Source organism: Flavobacterium sp. KS-LB2 (assembly GCF_036895565.1).
GTDB lineage: Bacteria > Bacteroidota > Bacteroidia > Flavobacteriales > Flavobacteriaceae > Flavobacterium.
The window spans coordinates 125,700-141,623 of the sequence record NZ_CP145904.1 but is presented as its reverse complement, the minus strand read 5'-3'; the positions used below and the strand labels follow the sequence as shown (position 1 = coordinate 141,623).

18 protein-coding genes are annotated in these 15,924 nt (G+C 34.5%); 8 read left to right on the top strand and 10 right to left on the bottom strand.

The genetic code is table 11. From position 1 onward, the window contains the following. Positions 1-76: 76 nt before the first annotated feature. Together gmk and nadD are read left to right on the top strand one after the other, a co-directional pair. The gene (gmk, locus tag V5J73_RS00680; RefSeq protein ID WP_338646882.1) at positions 77-652 is read left to right on the top strand and encodes a guanylate kinase; all 576 of its coding nucleotides are present in this window, start codon (positions 77-79) and stop codon (positions 650-652) included. A 112-nt stretch (positions 653-764) separates the two neighbouring features. Beyond that, positions 765-1,346 carry a nicotinate (nicotinamide) nucleotide adenylyltransferase gene (nadD, locus tag V5J73_RS00675; RefSeq protein ID WP_338646880.1) on the top strand — a complete coding sequence of 194 codons (582 nt, stop codon included), beginning with the start codon at positions 765-767 and terminating at the stop codon, positions 1,344-1,346. Here nadD and V5J73_RS00670 read toward each other — a convergent pair whose 3' ends face one another. After that, positions 1,347-2,243, bottom strand: a complete 897-nt coding sequence (locus tag V5J73_RS00670; protein WP_338646878.1) for a LysR family transcriptional regulator — start codon at positions 2,241-2,243, stop codon at positions 1,347-1,349. Positions 2,244-2,329: 86 nt separating this feature from the next. Here V5J73_RS00670 and V5J73_RS00665 point away from each other — a divergent pair, with 86 nt between their 5' ends. The 5 genes from V5J73_RS00665 to V5J73_RS00645 all read left to right on the top strand — a co-directional run bounded on the left by V5J73_RS00665 (position 2,330) and on the right by V5J73_RS00645 (position 6,078). Next, on the top strand, positions 2,330-3,094 hold the full coding sequence (locus V5J73_RS00665; RefSeq protein ID WP_338646877.1) for a type 1 glutamine amidotransferase domain-containing protein: 765 nt from the start codon (positions 2,330-2,332) through the stop codon (positions 3,092-3,094). A 4-nt stretch (positions 3,095-3,098) separates the two neighbouring features. Then, on the top strand, positions 3,099-4,262 hold the full coding sequence (locus V5J73_RS00660) for an iron-containing alcohol dehydrogenase (protein ID WP_338646876.1): 1,164 nt from the start codon (positions 3,099-3,101) through the stop codon (positions 4,260-4,262). Between the two features lie 312 nt (positions 4,263-4,574). Then, positions 4,575-5,570, top strand: a complete 996-nt coding sequence (locus V5J73_RS00655; RefSeq protein ID WP_338646875.1) for an NAD(P)H-dependent glycerol-3-phosphate dehydrogenase — start codon at positions 4,575-4,577, stop codon at positions 5,568-5,570. Positions 5,571-5,605: 35 nt separating this feature from the next. Beyond that, positions 5,606-5,821, top strand: a complete 216-nt coding sequence (locus V5J73_RS00650) for a hypothetical protein (RefSeq protein ID WP_338646874.1) — start codon at positions 5,606-5,608, stop codon at positions 5,819-5,821. Between the two features lie 8 nt (positions 5,822-5,829). Next, positions 5,830-6,078 carry a hypothetical protein gene (locus V5J73_RS00645; RefSeq protein WP_338646873.1) on the top strand — a complete coding sequence of 83 codons (249 nt, stop codon included), beginning with the start codon at positions 5,830-5,832 and terminating at the stop codon, positions 6,076-6,078. Here V5J73_RS00645 and V5J73_RS00640 read toward each other — a convergent pair. From V5J73_RS00640 to V5J73_RS00630, 3 genes are all read right to left on the bottom strand, one after another. Next, complete coding sequence (locus V5J73_RS00640) at positions 6,049-6,456, bottom strand: hypothetical protein (protein WP_338646871.1); 408 nt, start codon at positions 6,454-6,456, stop codon at positions 6,049-6,051. The two genes, V5J73_RS00645 and V5J73_RS00640, sit on opposite strands and share 30 nt — an antisense overlap. Positions 6,457-6,550: 94 nt before the next feature. Further along, positions 6,551-7,570 carry a phenylalanine--tRNA ligase subunit alpha gene (gene pheS, locus V5J73_RS00635; RefSeq protein WP_338646870.1) on the bottom strand — a complete coding sequence of 340 codons (1,020 nt, stop codon included), beginning with the start codon at positions 7,568-7,570 and terminating at the stop codon, positions 6,551-6,553. A 123-nt stretch (positions 7,571-7,693) separates the two neighbouring features. Next, the gene (locus tag V5J73_RS00630; RefSeq protein WP_338646868.1) at positions 7,694-8,050 is read right to left on the bottom strand and encodes a hypothetical protein; all 357 of its coding nucleotides are present in this window, start codon (positions 8,048-8,050) and stop codon (positions 7,694-7,696) included. Between the two features lie 153 nt (positions 8,051-8,203). Here V5J73_RS00630 and V5J73_RS00625 point away from each other — a divergent pair, with 153 nt between their 5' ends. Beyond that, positions 8,204-8,707 (top strand): CvpA family protein, encoded by a 504-nt coding sequence (locus tag V5J73_RS00625; protein ID WP_338646867.1) that lies wholly within the window; start codon positions 8,204-8,206, stop codon positions 8,705-8,707. A 20-nt stretch (positions 8,708-8,727) separates the two neighbouring features. On the opposite strand, the gene V5J73_RS00620 is transcribed toward V5J73_RS00625, so the two are convergent. The 6 genes from V5J73_RS00620 to V5J73_RS00595 form a co-directional block, all read right to left on the bottom strand. After that, a complete protein-coding gene (locus tag V5J73_RS00620; RefSeq protein ID WP_338646865.1) occupies positions 8,728-9,471 on the bottom strand; it encodes a tetratricopeptide repeat protein in 744 nt (247 codons plus the stop codon). A gap of 80 nt (positions 9,472-9,551) precedes the next feature. Then, on the bottom strand, positions 9,552-11,306 hold the full coding sequence (locus V5J73_RS00615; protein ID WP_338646863.1) for a BatD family protein: 1,755 nt from the start codon (positions 11,304-11,306) through the stop codon (positions 9,552-9,554). A 20-nt stretch (positions 11,307-11,326) separates the two neighbouring features. Next, a complete protein-coding gene (locus tag V5J73_RS00610) occupies positions 11,327-12,067 on the bottom strand; it encodes a tetratricopeptide repeat protein (RefSeq protein ID WP_338646862.1) in 741 nt (246 codons plus the stop codon). 71 nt (positions 12,068-12,138) lie between these two features. Then, positions 12,139-13,176: a VWA domain-containing protein gene (locus V5J73_RS00605; RefSeq protein WP_338646860.1), complete on the bottom strand. Its 1,038-nt coding sequence runs from the start codon at positions 13,174-13,176 to the stop codon at positions 12,139-12,141. A 106-nt stretch (positions 13,177-13,282) separates the two neighbouring features. Then, positions 13,283-14,284 (bottom strand): vWA domain-containing protein, encoded by a 1,002-nt coding sequence (locus V5J73_RS00600; RefSeq protein ID WP_338646859.1) that lies wholly within the window; start codon positions 14,282-14,284, stop codon positions 13,283-13,285. Beyond that, positions 14,284-15,915: a hypothetical protein gene (locus tag V5J73_RS00595; protein ID WP_338646858.1), complete on the bottom strand. Its 1,632-nt coding sequence runs from the start codon at positions 15,913-15,915 to the stop codon at positions 14,284-14,286. The genes V5J73_RS00600 and V5J73_RS00595 overlap by 1 nt, the downstream gene beginning before the upstream one ends. Between the last annotated feature and the right edge of the window lie 9 nt (positions 15,916-15,924).

The following is a 15,924-nucleotide window of genomic DNA, read 5'->3' as shown; positions in this document are numbered from 1 at the left end:
AAGTAGAGACGCGATTCATCGCGTCTTTTTGCATAAAAATTAGAAGTGATTGCACATCTAAAACAACAACAATATAATGAGCACAGGAGGAAAATTAATAGTGTTTTCAGCACCTTCGGGATCTGGAAAGACGACCATCGTTAGACATTTATTATCAAAAGAAGATCTGAATCTGGAGTTTTCTATATCAGCAGCTTCACGTTCTCCAAGAGGCGAAGAAGTAAACGGAAAAGATTATTATTTCATGTCTACCGAAGAATTTAAAAAACACATCAAGAACGAAGATTTCCTTGAATGGGAAGAAGTATATCGTGATAACTTTTACGGAACCTTAAAAAGCGAAGTAGAACGCATTTGGGCCAAAGGAAAAAATGTGATTTTTGACATTGATGTTGCTGGTGGATTGCGAATTAAGCATAAATTCCCAAATGAAACCTTGGCCGTTTTTGTGAAACCTCCAAGCGTAGATGAACTCAAAAGAAGATTAAAGGAACGCTCTACCGAAAGCGACGACAAAATCAATATGCGCATCGCTAAAGCTTCTGTTGAGCTGGCTACAGCACCGCAATTTGATGTGATTATAAAAAATTACGATTTGCCTATAGCTCTTGAAGAAGCGTATCAGTTAGTAAAAAGCTTTGTGAAAGAATAAAAAACATTACACAAAGATGCACAAAGAAAAAGCACAGAGACACGCAAAAAGTTTTAAAATTACTTTGTGAATCTTCGTGTAAACTTTGTGAAACTTTGTGAAACAAAATAGTATGAAAATCGGACTCTATTTCGGAACGTTCAACCCAATTCACGTTGGGCATCTCATCATTGCCAATCATATGGCGGAGCATGCGGATTTAGACCAAATCTGGATGGTGGTTACGCCGCACAATCCTTTGAAGAAAAAAAGCACTTTACTTGATGATTACCATCGGTTGCAAATGGTGCATCTTGCCACGGAAGATTTTCCAAAAATCAAACCTTCAGATATTGAGTTTAAATTATCACAACCTAATTATACCGTGAATACTTTAGTTCACTTACAGGAAAAATACCCCAAGTACGAGTTCTCCTTAATCATGGGCGAAGACAATTTAAGATCTTTGCACAAATGGAAAAACTACGAAGTGATTCTCGAAAACCATGATATTTATGTGTATCCCCGCATTTCATCGGAAACTGAAAATTTAGATCTGAAAAATCACCAAAAAATTCACATGATAGATGCTCCGGTTGTCGAAATATCATCGACTTTTATTCGGGAAAACATTAAAAACGGGAAAAATGTGCAGCCGTTATTGCCAGCTAAAGTTTGGGAATATATTGATCATAATAATTTTTATAAAAAATAATTACGCCAACACTCGTTTCAATTCCAATTGAATATTCTCAAAAACAATGCTCAGATTATCATTTTTACTTGATAATAAAAAAACTTCTGTGCTTGGCATTTGCTTGCTGTTCCACAACAATTGAATTTTATTTTCTTGCATTAAACTTTTAGCATTACAATCCCAAACAACAGCAATACCTGAGTTTTTCGAAATTATTTCCAGCATTTCATACTCGGACGGAATAATGTAATTTGGAATCATCGAAGGTCTTTTTTTATTAAAAACATGCAGCCAGAATAGTTTAATATGCGGAATTTGAGCATTGTGACTGAACCACTTTTGATCGTTTAACCACTGTTCGATAGCAGAGAAATCCTTTATTTTGATGTTTGATTTTAATTCTGTAGCATCAATATTCGTGGAACCCACTATAATTTGTTTTATTTCGCCAAGCTTCTTCTGGATTGTGTCAAAAGTGTCATATTGTTTGGTAACAACTGCAAAATCGAGCTTTTTAGAATCGACCAATTCAAAAAGGACATCATTTTCATGAAAGCTAAAATCAATAAAATCAAATTTAGAAACCAAAGCACTACCCAAACTACTCATCAAATGCTTTGAGATTCCAATAGAAATTAATCTATTGGCATTGAATGCTTTGGCACGAAAACCATTCTCCACATTTTCCAATCGGTCCAATGCTTCAATGATTAAATTATTGAGTAACTTAGCGTATTCCGTTGGTTCGACACCTTTAGACTTTCGATTGAAAAGTTTATATCCTACATGGGCTTCCAACATGGATATTTGCTGACTAACAGCAGGTTGACTGATAAATAATTCTTTGGCGGCCAAAGAAAAATTACCGTTTTTGTAAACGGATTTAAACGTTCGATACCATTCTAGATTAACCATGATATAAATATATTTATCACAAACATAATTTAAATTATTTTTACTGATAGCATATTCGCCCTAAATTTGTACAAACAAAATTACAAATGAAGAAAATAGCATTATTTGCCGTTATAGCATTAACCGTAAGTTGCATTTCTGCAACTGCACAAAATAAAAAAAGTATGAAAAAGGTATTATTTGTTGTTACCAGTCACGATAAATTAGGTAACACAGGAGAAAAAACAGGATTTTGGACAGAAGAATTCGCTGCCCCTTATTACGAATTATTAGATAAAGGAGTACAAATTGATGTTGCAACTCCATTGGGCGGACAACCACCAATTGACCCAAAAAGTGAAGATCCATCAGCAGCAACTGAAGATACTAAAAGATTTGATGCCGATACAGAATTATTGGCAAAGCTTAAAAACACACATAAATTAGCCGATGTAAAAGAGTCTGATTATGATGCGGTTTTCTATCCAGGTGGCCACGGTCCATTATGGGATTTAGCGACAGATGCAAATTCAAGCGCTTTGATTGAAGCTTTTTATACTAATAATAAACCAGTTGCTTTTGTTTGTCATTCCCCAGCGGTATTAAAAAACGTAAAAGTAAATGGAGAATTTTTAGTAAAAGGTAAAAAAGTAACTGGATTCTCTAATACTGAAGAAGAGGCGGTTGGATTAACTAAAGTTGTTCCATTTTTATTAGAAGATGCGTTGCAAGCTAATGGCGCGATCTATTCTAAAATTGGAGATTGGCAACCGTACGCCGTAGAAGATGGTTTATTGATAACAGGTCAAAACCCAGCTTCGTCTAAATTAGTTGCTGAAAAATTATTAAACCAATTGAATTCAAAAAAATAAGAAGATGTTAAATTTCGAATTATACAATCCTACCAATTTAGTTTTTGGAAAGGGACAAATAGAAAAACTATCCACATTAGTGCCACAAGGAGCAAAAATCCTTTTGGCCTATGGTGGTGGAAGTATTTTCAAAAATGGAATTCATGAGCAGGTTACTAACAATCTAAAAGGTTTTGAAATCGTAGAATTTGGAGGAATTGAACCAAATCCACATTTTGAAACATTAATGAAAGCGGTAGCAATTATCAAAGAACAAAAAATAGATTTTATCCTTGCCGTTGGTGGAGGTTCTGTAATTGATGGCGTAAAATTCATTTCGGCCGCTGTGAACTTTGACGGAAATCCAATGGATATTCTTCAAAAGAGATTATTGATTAAAGATTTGTCTAAAGTGATTCCTTTTGGAACTGTATTGACTTTACCGGCAACTGGAAGCGAGATGAATTCAGGAGCTGTAGTAACCATCGAATCTACTCAGGAAAAATTAGCTTTTGGCGGTTCTGCTTTGTTTCCAAAATTTTCTATATGTGATCCAACGGTAATTGAATCTTTACCAAAAAGGCAATTACAAAACGGAGTTGTAGATGCCTACACTCATGTTTTGGAACAATATTTAACATATCCGCACGAAGGATATCTTCAAGATAGAATTGCAGAAAGCATTCTGCAAACTTTAATCCAAGTGGGTCCAGAAGTAGTGGAGAATCCTAAAGATTATGCTCTAGCTTCTAACTTTATGTGGAGTTGCACAATGGCCTTGAATGGATTAATCCAAAAAGGAGTTCCTTCGGATTGGGCAACACACATGATTGGGCACGAATTAACGGCTATGTACGGAATCGATCACGCCAGAACATTAGCAGTTGTCGGTCCAAATTTATACCGAGTGATGTTCGAAACCAAAAAAGAAAAATTGGCACAATACGGAAAACGTATTTTCAATTTGACTGGAACTGAAGATGAAATTGCAAACGAAGCCATCAACAAAACCGTTGCATTTTTCCACACCATGGGAATGGACACTAAATTATCAGATTATACCAAAGATTTTGACAAAACTGCTGATTTCATTGTAAAACGTTTTGAAGAAAGAGGTTGGTTAGGATTAGGTGAAAAACAAAATATCACTTTAGAAAAGGTAAAGGAAATTGTTGAAATGAGTTATTAATTCTAGTAATACCAGTGCTGAATAAGTCAGTACAAAACAAAAGGCGTTCTCATTTTTATGGGAACGCCTTTTAAAATTCTAAACTATAACTAACTAACTCAATCCGCATTATTTTGTTAAATTATTAAACAATATATAACGATAACGAAATAGTAGTAATTATATTGTGTTAAAAAATAAAAAAATAAAAATTATTTTTTTATCGGTATCATCATGCCTTTTTTAGTACGTTTAAAAATCAATCCTCTTGTTCTATTTTTATTTGTGTAATCAATACTTTTTTAAGTACTTTTGATTAAATTCAATAAAAAAATGGCTGAAAATAAAAAATTCGCAGTAATAGGTGGTGGAAGTTGGGCGACAGCGATAGCGAAAATGTTATGTGTAAATCTTACTGAAATATCTTGGTATATGCGTAATGAAGCTGCTATAGAACACATTAAAGCATACAAACACAATCCAAATTATTTGAGTTCGGTTGAATTCGACATCAATAAACTGAAACTGACGAGTGATATCAATGAAGCTGTGGCGTATGCAGATTACATTATTTTTGCTATTCCATCGGCTTTCTTAAATGGCGAATTAGAAAAATTGACCGTATCATTACAAGATAAAATTATTTTCTCGGCTATTAAAGGAATTGTTCCTGAAACAAGCTTAATTGTAGGAGAGCATTTCCATGTAAAATATGACATTCCGTATTACAACATTGGTGTAATTACAGGTCCTTGTCACGCTGAAGAAGTTGCTATGGAACGTCTTTCTTATCTTACGATTGCGTGTGGCGACCCTGATAAGGCAAAAGTTGTCGCAAAAAATCTATCTGGAAATTACATCAAAACTAAAATTACGGATGATATTATAGGAACGGAATATGCTGCTATGTTGAAGAACATTTACGCTATTGCAGCTGGAATGGCGCACGGTTTAGGCTATGGCGATAATTTCCAGTCGGTATTGATGAGTAATGGCATACGCGAGATGAAAAAATTCATCAAGAAAGTCCATAAAATGAAACGTAACATCAATGATTCCGCATACTTAGGCGATTTATTAGTTACTGGTTATTCTATATTCTCCAGAAACAGAATGTTTGGAAATATGATTGGTAAAGGTTACACCGTGAAATCAGCAATGATGGAAATGAGTATGGTTGCCGAAGGATATTATGCCGCAAAAAGCGCTTATAAACTCAATCAGGCATATGGTGCCAAAACGCCAATTATAGATGCTGTGTATAGTATTTTATACGAAGGGCAGGAAGCGAAAGCTGTTTTCAAAAAACTAACTGATAAACTGGATTAATTTAGCTTCAAATAACAACCAAACACAATCACTTCATGAGCGAAAGATGGAAATACCAGATTAAAACTGGCGGAATTTGGGGTGTATTTATGACGGTTTTCAATGTATTGTTTGACATAAAAGAAATCCCTTTTTCGGAACAGGTTGCTACGCCAAATTTTTATATTCGCGCAGCAGTTTACATCTCGGTAGGCATATTTGTTTTGGGTTATTTTACTTGGAAATCAAAAGTTAAACAACAAAACCAATAAATTATTTTATGAGCGAAAGATGGAAATTCCAACTTAAAAACGGGATGATTTGGGGGCTTATGGTTTCTTGTATCATGGCTGGATTTGACCTGTTCGAAATGACTTTTGAGGATGCGTTTTTATCCAAAAAGAATCTATCCCGAATGTTATTATTTGTTGTTTCAGGGATATTTGTGGTCAGTTATTTTAGTTGGAAGAAGAAAATAAAAAGAGACAGTAATACTGGCTTATCTCACGATAACGCCGTCAACAAATAAAATAGGCACTTCTTCGACTTCCGTTTCATTGATTGAATTGGCTTTGAAAATGAACTTTTTATCGTATAATTTTCCATCCATGAAAAAAGTAAGCATGAACTCATTGTTCAGTGCCAAAACACTTTTTTCAATCATTTCAACTTTCACTACAGAAACCGCTGGTACTTCGACAAAAGCATGACGCAAAAGGGAAGTTTTCTTCATTTCGCCGTCAATAGTTCCAAAAGCTTTAGAAACCACCATAACACTTTCGATAAGGTAATCACTATCGTTTACTAAATAAGCGTACCATACTTTTTCCATGAAATCGTCACTCCATTCCTGGACTGCCGCAAAAAATACGTTTTCTACTTCGGGTATGATAATGTCTTTTTTCATAAGTTAGTCTTAATGTCTAAGGTCGTAAAGTCATAAAGTCAAGGAAAATCTAAAACAGGTATTTCTTTCGACTTTATGACTTTATAACTTTTGACTAAATTGAGGATTTGAATTGCTCCAAGAAACGAATGTCATTTTCGTAGAACATACGGATATCACCGATTTGGTACAATAACATGGCGATTCTTTCGATTCCCATTCCAAATGCAAAACCGTTGTATTCGTCAGGATTGATGCCACAGTTTTTCAAAACGTTAGGATCTACCATTCCGCAACCCATGATTTCTAACCAACCAGTTCCTTTGGTGATTCTATAATCGGTTTCTGTTTTAAGACCCCAATAAATATCAACCTCAGCACTTGGCTCCGTAAATGGAAAATAAGACGGACGTAAACGGATTTTTGATTTTCCGAACATCTCTTTGGTGAAATATAAAAGCGTTTGTTTCAAGTCGGCAAATGAAACGTCTTTATCAATATATAATCCTTCCACTTGGTGAAAAATACAATGAGAACGGGACGAAACGGCTTCATTACGAAAAACTCTTCCTGGAGAAATGGTACGAATAGGCGGTTTGTTGTTTTCCATGTAACGCACTTGCACTGATGATGTGTGCGTACGCAACAAAATATCAGGATTCGTTTGAATGAAAAACGTGTCTTGCATGTCACGCGCCGGATGGTATTCCGGTAAGTTTAATGCAGTGAAATTATGCCAGTCATCTTCGATTTCCGGACCTTCAGAAACGTTGAAACCAATGTTTGAAAAGATGTCAATAATTTGGTTTTTTACCAATGAAATAGGGTGACGAGAACCAATAGTTATAGGCTCAGCAGAACGCGTTAAATCTCCATAAAAACCTTTAACTTCATCTTTACTTTCTAAAGCTTCCTGAATGGTTTTTACTTTATCCTCGGCAGAAGTTTTAAGTAAATTAATTACTTGTCCAAATTCTTTCTTTTGTTCGTTAGGAACGTTTTTGAATTCAGCAAAAAGTTCTTTTAAAAGCCCCTTGCTTCCAAGAAATTTAATTCGGAATGTCTCTAATTCTGCTGCGTTTTGCGTTGAAAAAGCTTGTGCTTCGCCAATATATTCTTTTATCTTATCTATCATTTTCATTCAATAATTGAGAGTGCAAAATTACAAAATTTGTTCCAAGTACACCCTTTAAAGTTTAAAGTTTCCGTTCTAAATTGTTAGATTGTTTCGATCTCCGAAAGACAGAAAATGAAATCATCAATCTATAAGTTCTCTTTCAAGAAAATAATTCACAATAGCTTCCTTCATTAAAACTGATTGTTCACCCGCTTTTAGCGGAGGTAATTCCTCTTTTACCTTATAATGTGGCCATCCATCTTCATCAAAAAACTCAAATTCATAGAAGCCATACGGTTCTAATAACCTGCAAATTGCAATGTGCATCAAGTTTAATTTTTCGTCTTTTTTATATTCTCTGTGTACCTTTCCAAGCTCTTGTACGCCAATTAGGTAAATAATGGAATCGAGATCTAAGTCTTCTCCCTGAGAAAATTGATTGGAAAGTATATTTACAAGCTGTTCCCAGCGTTCTTTAAGTTGTGTGTCTCTTGACATTTTTAATTTAGGATTTGTGATTTAAGATTTAGGATTTGTTAAAAAACAAATTGTAAAAGTCTTAATCAAAATTATTTTGGCAAAGATAGGTACTCCGTTTTTGACTTTGGAATATTCTTTTATCTTTGTTCTTTTCTCTTTTATTATTTATTTATGGGATTTTTGGATATTATTTTGGGTGTATTACTTGCTTTTGCTTTGTATAAAGGCATTAGAAATGGTCTTTTTGTAGAATTAGCCTCTTTAGTTTCACTAATCCTTGGGATTTATGTAGCAGTTAAATTTTCTTCTTTTATGAAAGATTTTATCGGTAGTTTCGTGAAATGGAATCCCAATACCATTCAAGTAATTGCTTTTGTACTCACATTTATCCTGGTAGTAATTGGAATATCACTTTTGGGAAAATTCCTCACTGGAGTAGCTGATTTTGCCTTTTTAGGGTGGCTAAATAAGTTAGGTGGTGGTTTCTTTAGGGTGTTAAAAACAATTTTGATAATCGGAATTGTTTTCAAGGTTTTCGAAAAAATAAACTACCATAATTTTTTAGCCAAAAAAGAAACTTTAGACAATTCTCTTTTTTATAATCCAATTCAAAAAACAGCAGGATTCATGTATCCTTCAATAGAAAATTGGTATGATGATTTGAAGAAAAAGTAATCAATAGTCAGTAAACCCTATTATTTCACTTCCTTAATCGTGCTGCTCTCAATCCAGCCTTCGGTTCCATCCGTTAGTTGTACTTTTTTCCATTTTCCAATGATTTCCTCTACATACACTTTTGTTCCTTCGTGTAGCACAAATATTGGTTGACCGCCATTTCTGGGTTCGCTTTTTACATTGGCCATTTCAGCAAAAACAATCGCTGGCTTTTCAGTATCAAAATGACTTTTTTCAAAAATTGTAGATGAAACACTGATTAGAATTAGAAAAAAAAGAACAAACATTCCAAAAAAGAAAATCCTTTTTGAAAGTGAAACTTGGGAAAAATAATACCCAACAAAAAACAAAAGGAATGCCATTGCCAGTCCAACAGAAATCCAGGCCCACGTATTGTAATGATAGATTCCCGTAAAATCCCGAATCAACTTTGCAAAACCTACTTTTGGGATTACTTTAATTTCATCAATCGTTCGTTTTTGAGCGAATTTCAAGTTGTTAATGGCATCGTTATTATTTGGATTTAACACCAATGCTTTTTCATAATTATAAATAGAAGGCGCTACTTTATTCAATTTATAATACGCATTTCCTAAATTAAAATACAATTCTGAGGAATGTTTGCTTTCTGTCAAAACACTTTCATAAGCCGCAACCGCCTCCTGATACTTCCCTTTTTGATAATACGCGTTTCCTTTTTCAAAGCCACTTTGGGCAAAGAAAACTTGGGTTGTCAATAATAATATATAAAGTATGTTTTTCATTTTAATGTTATAAAGTTGTCGATTAACCATTCTTGCAAATCTACATGAGATTGCTTCGTTCCTCGCAATGACATCGTTGGTTAAGCAATTTGTTTTTCTAAATCTGAAATAATCACTACCGCTTTATCAAAATCTTGTTGTATCGTAACACTTGATGATGGTGCATATCGTGCCACTTCACAGTTTTCCGTAAGCGCAATAAAGTCATTTACAGCTTCTGGTTTTGCATTTCTTGACAATAACAATTCTTGAATATTATCCTTACTCATCTCTGAAGTCTCAATATGTAACTTCGCTTTCAAGAAATTATGCATTGCTTTCTCTAGTGCAATATAAAACAGTTCTTTATTGTTGATTTGTTTCTTGGCTTCTGATAAATATTTTTTGGCTAATCTATTATTCATTCGAATTCTGTTTCCTGCGACATCACCATCAATTGCTTCTTTTTTCTTTTTGAATAAAACGATTAAAGGCAGCATTAGAAAAGGAAAAAAGAATAATCCGTAAAATAAATTAGACCCAAAAAAGTCTTTGGTATTCATTGTCAAAAGATTACTTTTCAACTTTATAAATTTGAATTGCTCTACTTTCTCTATTTTATTTTTATTTCCATCTGCACTCGAAGCTACGGTTGCATCAGTAGGTGAAGGACCATCAAGAACATTAATCATTATCTCTGGAGAACTTAGCGTTTTGTACGTTTTGGAACCCAAATCAAAATACGTAAATTTTAATGGCTTTATCGGGTAATTCCCTTTGTATTGCGGAACAATGGTATAACTATCTGAAATTTTTCCCGCCATTCCTGAAAGAGGTGTATCGACTTGTTCGGTATGAACCGCATCATACATTTCTAGGGCATTTGGCGCTATCGGTTTTGGCAAACTGAATAATTTAAGATTCCCTTTTCCGGTTACACTCACTACTAAGTCCAGACTTTCTCCGTTTTTTAAATCGGTTTTCGTTGGTGTTACTTTGAAATCAAAATTTCCAACTGCGCCTGAGAAGTCTTCTGGTTTCCCTGCTTCGGGAAGCGACTTAACATTTATAGTTTTGGTTCCCGCAGAAACTCTCTTGGTTCCTTCGGTGACAACCATTCGGCCAAACATATCCCTACGATTCGACGGTAATTGAACATCAATATCCAATGCTAAAGGCTCAATGACCAATTTTCCTGATTTTTGAGGATATAAAACTATTTTTTTAAGTACTATAAAACGGTATTTCTCCCCTTTAAACATGCCCTCTTCAGCAACAAACTGTTTTATATCAATATTCTGACTCCAGAAATCATTGTATTTTGGCTTATTGACTTCGTTCGAATTTGTGATTCCGATATTATTAAAATACAATTTATAAACCACCGTAATGGGCTCGTTTATATACGGATTTGTTTTAGAAACATCAGCTACTAAATAGAGCTTTCCTTCCGCATCAATTTGAGGATCATTTGGATCTCTAGGCTGTTCCGTTGCAGCGGTAACATTTATTTTTATCGGTGCCGTTTTATAAATTTGCCCGTTGTATTCAATAGCCGCAGACTTGATTGTGAACGTCCCTTTTTGATTGGGTACCAGAAAATAGGAATATATTTTCTCGAAAGAACTTCTTCCGTTTACCCAAGACTGACTTACTTGCTGACTTGGTCCAGCAATAATTCTAAATCCTTCAAAAGATGGTTGAACAAAATTATCCCCATCTACATTCATCATAAAATCGATACGAAGTCTCTCGTTTATACCTAATGTAGCTTTACTCACTCTAGCCTCAAATTGCACTTGGGCGCTAAGTAAATTGCATATCATTAAAACGAGTACTGCTATAAATCTTTTCATTTTCAAATTATCTAATTGAACTACCAATCTTTCTCGGTCTTAGCTGGTTTTCCTTGTACTTTCTTAGCATTTACTTTATCCTGAACCTTTTTTTCTTCTTTATTCACTGCATTCAACAGGTTTTCTAAACGCTCTTTAGAAATTCCTCCTGGAGCTGGTTTTGGTTCTCCATTTTCATTAGGTTTAGGATCTTTATTTTGTTTGTCTTTATCTCCCTTATCATCTTTCTTGTCTTTATCCTTATTGTCCTTTTTATCTTTTTCTCCGTCTTTCTTATCGTCCTTCTTATCTTTATCACTCTTTTTATCGTCTTTCTTTTTATCGTCCTTTGGGGGATTTTCTTTTAGCATTTTTTTTGCCAAAGCATAATTATAACGCGTTTCTTCATCTGTAGGATCATTTCTCAAGGCGTTTTTATAGGCTTCAACGGCTTGCGTATAATCCTTTTCATTCATGAAAACATTTCCTAAGTTATGAAAAGCGCGATGTTTCTGAGGTCTTGTTTTTGAATTTTTTAAGGCTTTAGCATACGCAAATTTTGCTTCCGAAGATTGTTTTTGCTTATAAATAGTGTTTCCCAAATTGAAAGGCGCGGTTGCTTTATTTGGAAATTTTGAATCCGAAATTCTATAATTAGCTTCGGCATCTACAAATTTATTTTCAGCATATTCCTCGTTCGCTTTAGGCAATATTCTGTCTTTCTGTTGTGCGTTTGCAACAAAAGAAAAAAGCAATAACAGGTATAAAATTATGTTTTTCATTGTGTTTTTAAATGTAAGTGTCAAAGTATACTTAGTGCTTTTGTTCCAATAATGGAGTGCAACCCGATACTTTAAACTTTTTTATTCTCGTTAAATAAATTCAATTTGTTTACCCAACTTGTTTTTCTTTCCAAAAGGAAAATATCCAGAAATAAGAACACAAAAGCAAAACCTAAAAACCATTGAAATTGCGACTGAAAATCGGCCATTTCTGTTGCTTCAAATTCGGTTTTTTGAATGTTATTCAATGCATTCTTGACGTATTCCAGTACTTCTTTAGTGTTGTTTCCGTTTACATAACCGCCTTTGGTTGCTTTAGCAATAGCTGCCAAGCTCTCTGGAACTAATTTCGTAATCACTACTTCATTATTATTATCTCTCTTGAAACCTTCGACAACTCCATTTTTCTTTAATGGAATTGAACCTCCTTTTTCAGTTCCTACACCAATTGTAATGATTTTAATCCCCAATTTATTTGCTTCTTCGGCCGCTTCTTCCGCACCTTCGTTATGGTCTTCACCATCCGAAATCATAATCAGCAGTTTACTCGTTTTTTTATCATCAAAATACGTTGACGACAATTTAATCGCCTCGTTGAATGAGGTTCCTACTGAGGAAACCATATCTGTATTCATACTTTGCAAAAACATTTTTGCAACGCTATAATCCGTAGTAATGGGCAATACTGGGAAAGCGCTTCCGGCATACGCCACAATTCCTATTCTATCGCTTCCCAATTGATTGATAATTTGCGAAACAATTTGCTTGCTTTTGTCCAAACGATTTGGCGCCACATCTTCAGCAAGCATACTTTTGGAAACATCCACTGCAAAAACAATGTCTATTCCTTCTCTTTTTACGGTTTCCATTTTAGTACCAATTTTTGGATTTACCAATCCAAGAATTAATCCGGTCAATGCCAAAAGCAATACTCCTAATTTCAAAACTGGTTTAAAAACAGAGCTCTCTGGGCTCAATCTTTTCACCATTTCTAAATCGCCAAATTCGCGTTGTTTTTTTCTCTTCCAATATAGATTATACAAGAAAACCAACACCAAAAGTGGTAGTATAAAAAGAAGGTATAAATATTTTTTTTCGTCTAATTCCATAATTTTTCTTAACCGCTAAATTCACAAAGAAGGCGCAAAGTTCACAAGGCTTACTAACGGTATAAACCTAATTATTTAAAGACTTCCTGACTTTTGTGTTTAAATATTATATAAAGCTTTTAAAAACTGTATTTCGCAATCCTAATTCCAGCAACAATAAAAAACCTGCAAACCAAATAAATGGCCTGAATTTCTCATCATAATCATAGAATTTTAATTCCTCAATTTCAGTCGTTTCTAGTTTATTGATAGAAGCATAAATCTCAGCCAATTTACTGTTGCTTGTTGCTCTAAAATATTTTCCATCTGTTTTTCTAGCAATATTTTTCATTAACTGCTCGTCAATTTCCACTTTCATCATTTGGAATAAAAACTGTCCATTAGGTGCAACTGAATAAGGAAACATCGCCATTCCGTTTGTTCCAATTCCTACCGTATATACTTTTATTCCGTATTGTTTGGCGATATCCGAAGCCGTTTCTGGCTCGATAAATCCGGCATTATTCACCCCATCTGTCAAAAGAATAATTACCTTACTTTTAGCTTGACTGTCTTTTAATCTATTGACAGCAGTTGCTAATCCCATTCCTATTCCTGTTCCATCCTGCAAAACAGTATCGTATTTAATACTGTTGATAGCATCTAGAATTACGGCTTTATCACTAGTTACTGGAGTTTTCGTATACGCTTCTGATGCATATACCACAAGTCCAATCCTATCGTTTGGTCGTTCATCAACAAAATCAGCAGCAACTCTTTTCAGTGCTTCCATTCGGTTTGGTTTCAAATCCTTGGCAAGCATACTTCCAGAAACGTCAATTGCCATAACAATATCAATTCCTTTCGTCGTTTTTGTTTTATTACTCACATCAACTGTCCTTGGTCTTGCCATAGCTACAATCATAGAGCACAAAGCTAGAATTCTAAGCGCATTCAACATTGGCTTTAGCTTTGTCAAATAGGAATTAGAACCTTTAAATCCTTGTAACGAACTTATCTTTAAGGTGGCTGATTGGTGATTCTTTTTCCGTAACAACCATACAATTGCTACTGGAATCAGAAGAAACAACCAAAAAAACTCTGGGTTTAAAAAAGTTACTTTAGTCATTATTTACTTACTTGTTTTAATTCGACAGAGCTCAAAACGCGTTCTGATATTTCATTTGCATAGGTATCGCCTTCTTCATGAAACAATAAAATCTGCTGTAATCCGCCTTCTTGACTGAACAATAATGCTTCGTAATACATTTTTGCACTTGACTTACTGCCTTCATTAATTTGCGAAAAAGTACCATAAGCTTTAACGCCCTTAACACCTTCTTTGGTTTCAAACTCTTCTTGCTTTACAATCATATTCTTTGCACCTTGCGCTTCCATAGATTGCAATATACCATCCATTGATTTCGTCAAATCTATTTGTGTCTCCTGCTTGAATTTTAAAGTAGAAACCATCAGATAAAACGGATCTAAAGCACTTCCATACGCAAAAGACTGCATTTCTTTAATCAAAGCCATTCCCTCTTTAGGAAGTGTTTTTGTCAAATCTACTCGCTTAAGTACTTTTGGTGTTTCTATGATAATTCCAGGATTTCCATAATCACTTTTCACCCATTCTCCTTCTAATAATTCTTTGGTAGGATGACCAATAATGTTATCTTTTACATAACTAAATCCTTTAGTAACAATGAAAAAAGTAGTGGTCGCTGCCAATAAAAAAACAACTGAAGCTACTGCAGTTACAATGCGTTTATTTCTTTGTTTGCGCAATTGAATTTGAATCTGTTTTTGTCTTTGCGCTTCATTCAACAGCATGTCTTCCTCTACAGGAATTTCGACAGGAATTGAATTGTCTAATGTTAGAATTGCTTTTTGAATTTTATTTCGGTCTTCGGTAATTTCAAAATCCAATGGTTTTGACTTGGCAAATTTCACTAAATCGGCTTGTTTCAAAACACGCTCCAGATTTTCAATTATTTCCTGCGAAAGCGTCATTTTCTTTTTGACAGAAGCCGCTCTAAGACCCTGAATCAGTTCCGAAGTCGTACTTTCCATTGCCGGAATTTCTATCGCTTCTTCAATATAATTTCTGGCGATATCCGTCAACTCACTATAATACGCTTTGACTTCTCCTTTTTGCCAAAGTTCTTTTTTCTCTAAAGTATCCAGCAAACTAGTCGCTTTCTCGATTGGGGTTTTATAAATTTCTTCGTGTAGCTTCTTTTCTTGGCGTTTTTTAATGAACCAATAAATAAAAGCTCCAATACCTACAATCAAAGCAATAATCAAAAGGTATTTCCACCAATCACCTACTGGGTTGTCTGCTGGCACAATGTCTTTGATGTCAAACATTTTTTGCTTCAAAGTATCCACTTGAACATTCGCCACTTCTACCAAAATCGAATCCGTAAGAAACGGTTTGCTGTTGATAAAAATCTTGATACTAGGAACCACGTATCTACCGGAATCAAATTGGGTCAACCCGTATTTTTTAATTAACTCATAACGCCCGTCCATTTTGACCGTATCAATAGGATACGACTGAATCACCTCTAAAGCGCCAAAGTTTTTTAATTTCGGGAAAATCACTTTAGACGAAGTATCAACAGTAGTTTTTATAGACAGTTTAAATTCCGCACCAATTTTATTTTTAGTCGTGTCAATACTTGTGACTACTTGCTTTTGTTGTGCAAAAACCGCAGTCGAAAGCAGCAATAGTAGTAGGTATAATTGTTTTTTCATCTTTTATTA

Bases quoted from the DNA above. Each gene is read 5' to 3' on its own strand.
- V5J73_RS00640 (WP_338646871.1), bottom strand. From the start codon at position 6,456: ATGAAAAAAGACATTATCATACCCGAAGTAGAAAACGTATTTTTTGCG.
- V5J73_RS00600 (WP_338646859.1), bottom strand. From the start codon at position 14,284: ATGACTAAAGTAACTTTTTTAAACCCAGAGTTTTTTTGGTTGTTTCTT.
- V5J73_RS00645 (WP_338646873.1), top strand. From the start codon at position 5,830: ATGAGCGAAAGATGGAAATTCCAACTTAAAAACGGGATGATTTGGGGG.
- V5J73_RS00655 (WP_338646875.1), top strand. From the start codon at position 4,575: ATGGCTGAAAATAAAAAATTCGCAGTAATAGGTGGTGGAAGTTGGGCG.
- pheS (WP_338646870.1), bottom strand. From the start codon at position 7,570: ATGATAGATAAGATAAAAGAATATATTGGCGAAGCACAAGCTTTTTCA.
- V5J73_RS00620 (WP_338646865.1), bottom strand. From the start codon at position 9,471: ATGAAAAACATACTTTATATATTATTATTGACAACCCAAGTTTTCTTT.
- nadD (WP_338646880.1), top strand. From the start codon at position 765: ATGAAAATCGGACTCTATTTCGGAACGTTCAACCCAATTCACGTTGGG.
- V5J73_RS00595 (WP_338646858.1), bottom strand. From the start codon at position 15,915: ATGAAAAAACAATTATACCTACTACTATTGCTGCTTTCGACTGCGGTT.
- V5J73_RS00665 (WP_338646877.1), top strand. From the start codon at position 2,330: ATGAAGAAAATAGCATTATTTGCCGTTATAGCATTAACCGTAAGTTGC.
- V5J73_RS00650 (WP_338646874.1), top strand. From the start codon at position 5,606: ATGAGCGAAAGATGGAAATACCAGATTAAAACTGGCGGAATTTGGGGT.
- gmk (WP_338646882.1), top strand. From the start codon at position 77: ATGAGCACAGGAGGAAAATTAATAGTGTTTTCAGCACCTTCGGGATCT.
- V5J73_RS00625 (WP_338646867.1), top strand. From the start codon at position 8,204: ATGGGATTTTTGGATATTATTTTGGGTGTATTACTTGCTTTTGCTTTG.
- V5J73_RS00615 (WP_338646863.1), bottom strand. From the start codon at position 11,306: ATGAAAAGATTTATAGCAGTACTCGTTTTAATGATATGCAATTTACTT.
- V5J73_RS00610 (WP_338646862.1), bottom strand. From the start codon at position 12,067: ATGAAAAACATAATTTTATACCTGTTATTGCTTTTTTCTTTTGTTGCA.
- V5J73_RS00630 (WP_338646868.1), bottom strand. From the start codon at position 8,050: ATGTCAAGAGACACACAACTTAAAGAACGCTGGGAACAGCTTGTAAAT.
- V5J73_RS00660 (WP_338646876.1), top strand. From the start codon at position 3,099: ATGTTAAATTTCGAATTATACAATCCTACCAATTTAGTTTTTGGAAAG.
- V5J73_RS00670 (WP_338646878.1), bottom strand. From the start codon at position 2,243: ATGGTTAATCTAGAATGGTATCGAACGTTTAAATCCGTTTACAAAAAC.
- V5J73_RS00605 (WP_338646860.1), bottom strand. From the start codon at position 13,176: ATGGAATTAGACGAAAAAAAATATTTATACCTTCTTTTTATACTACCA.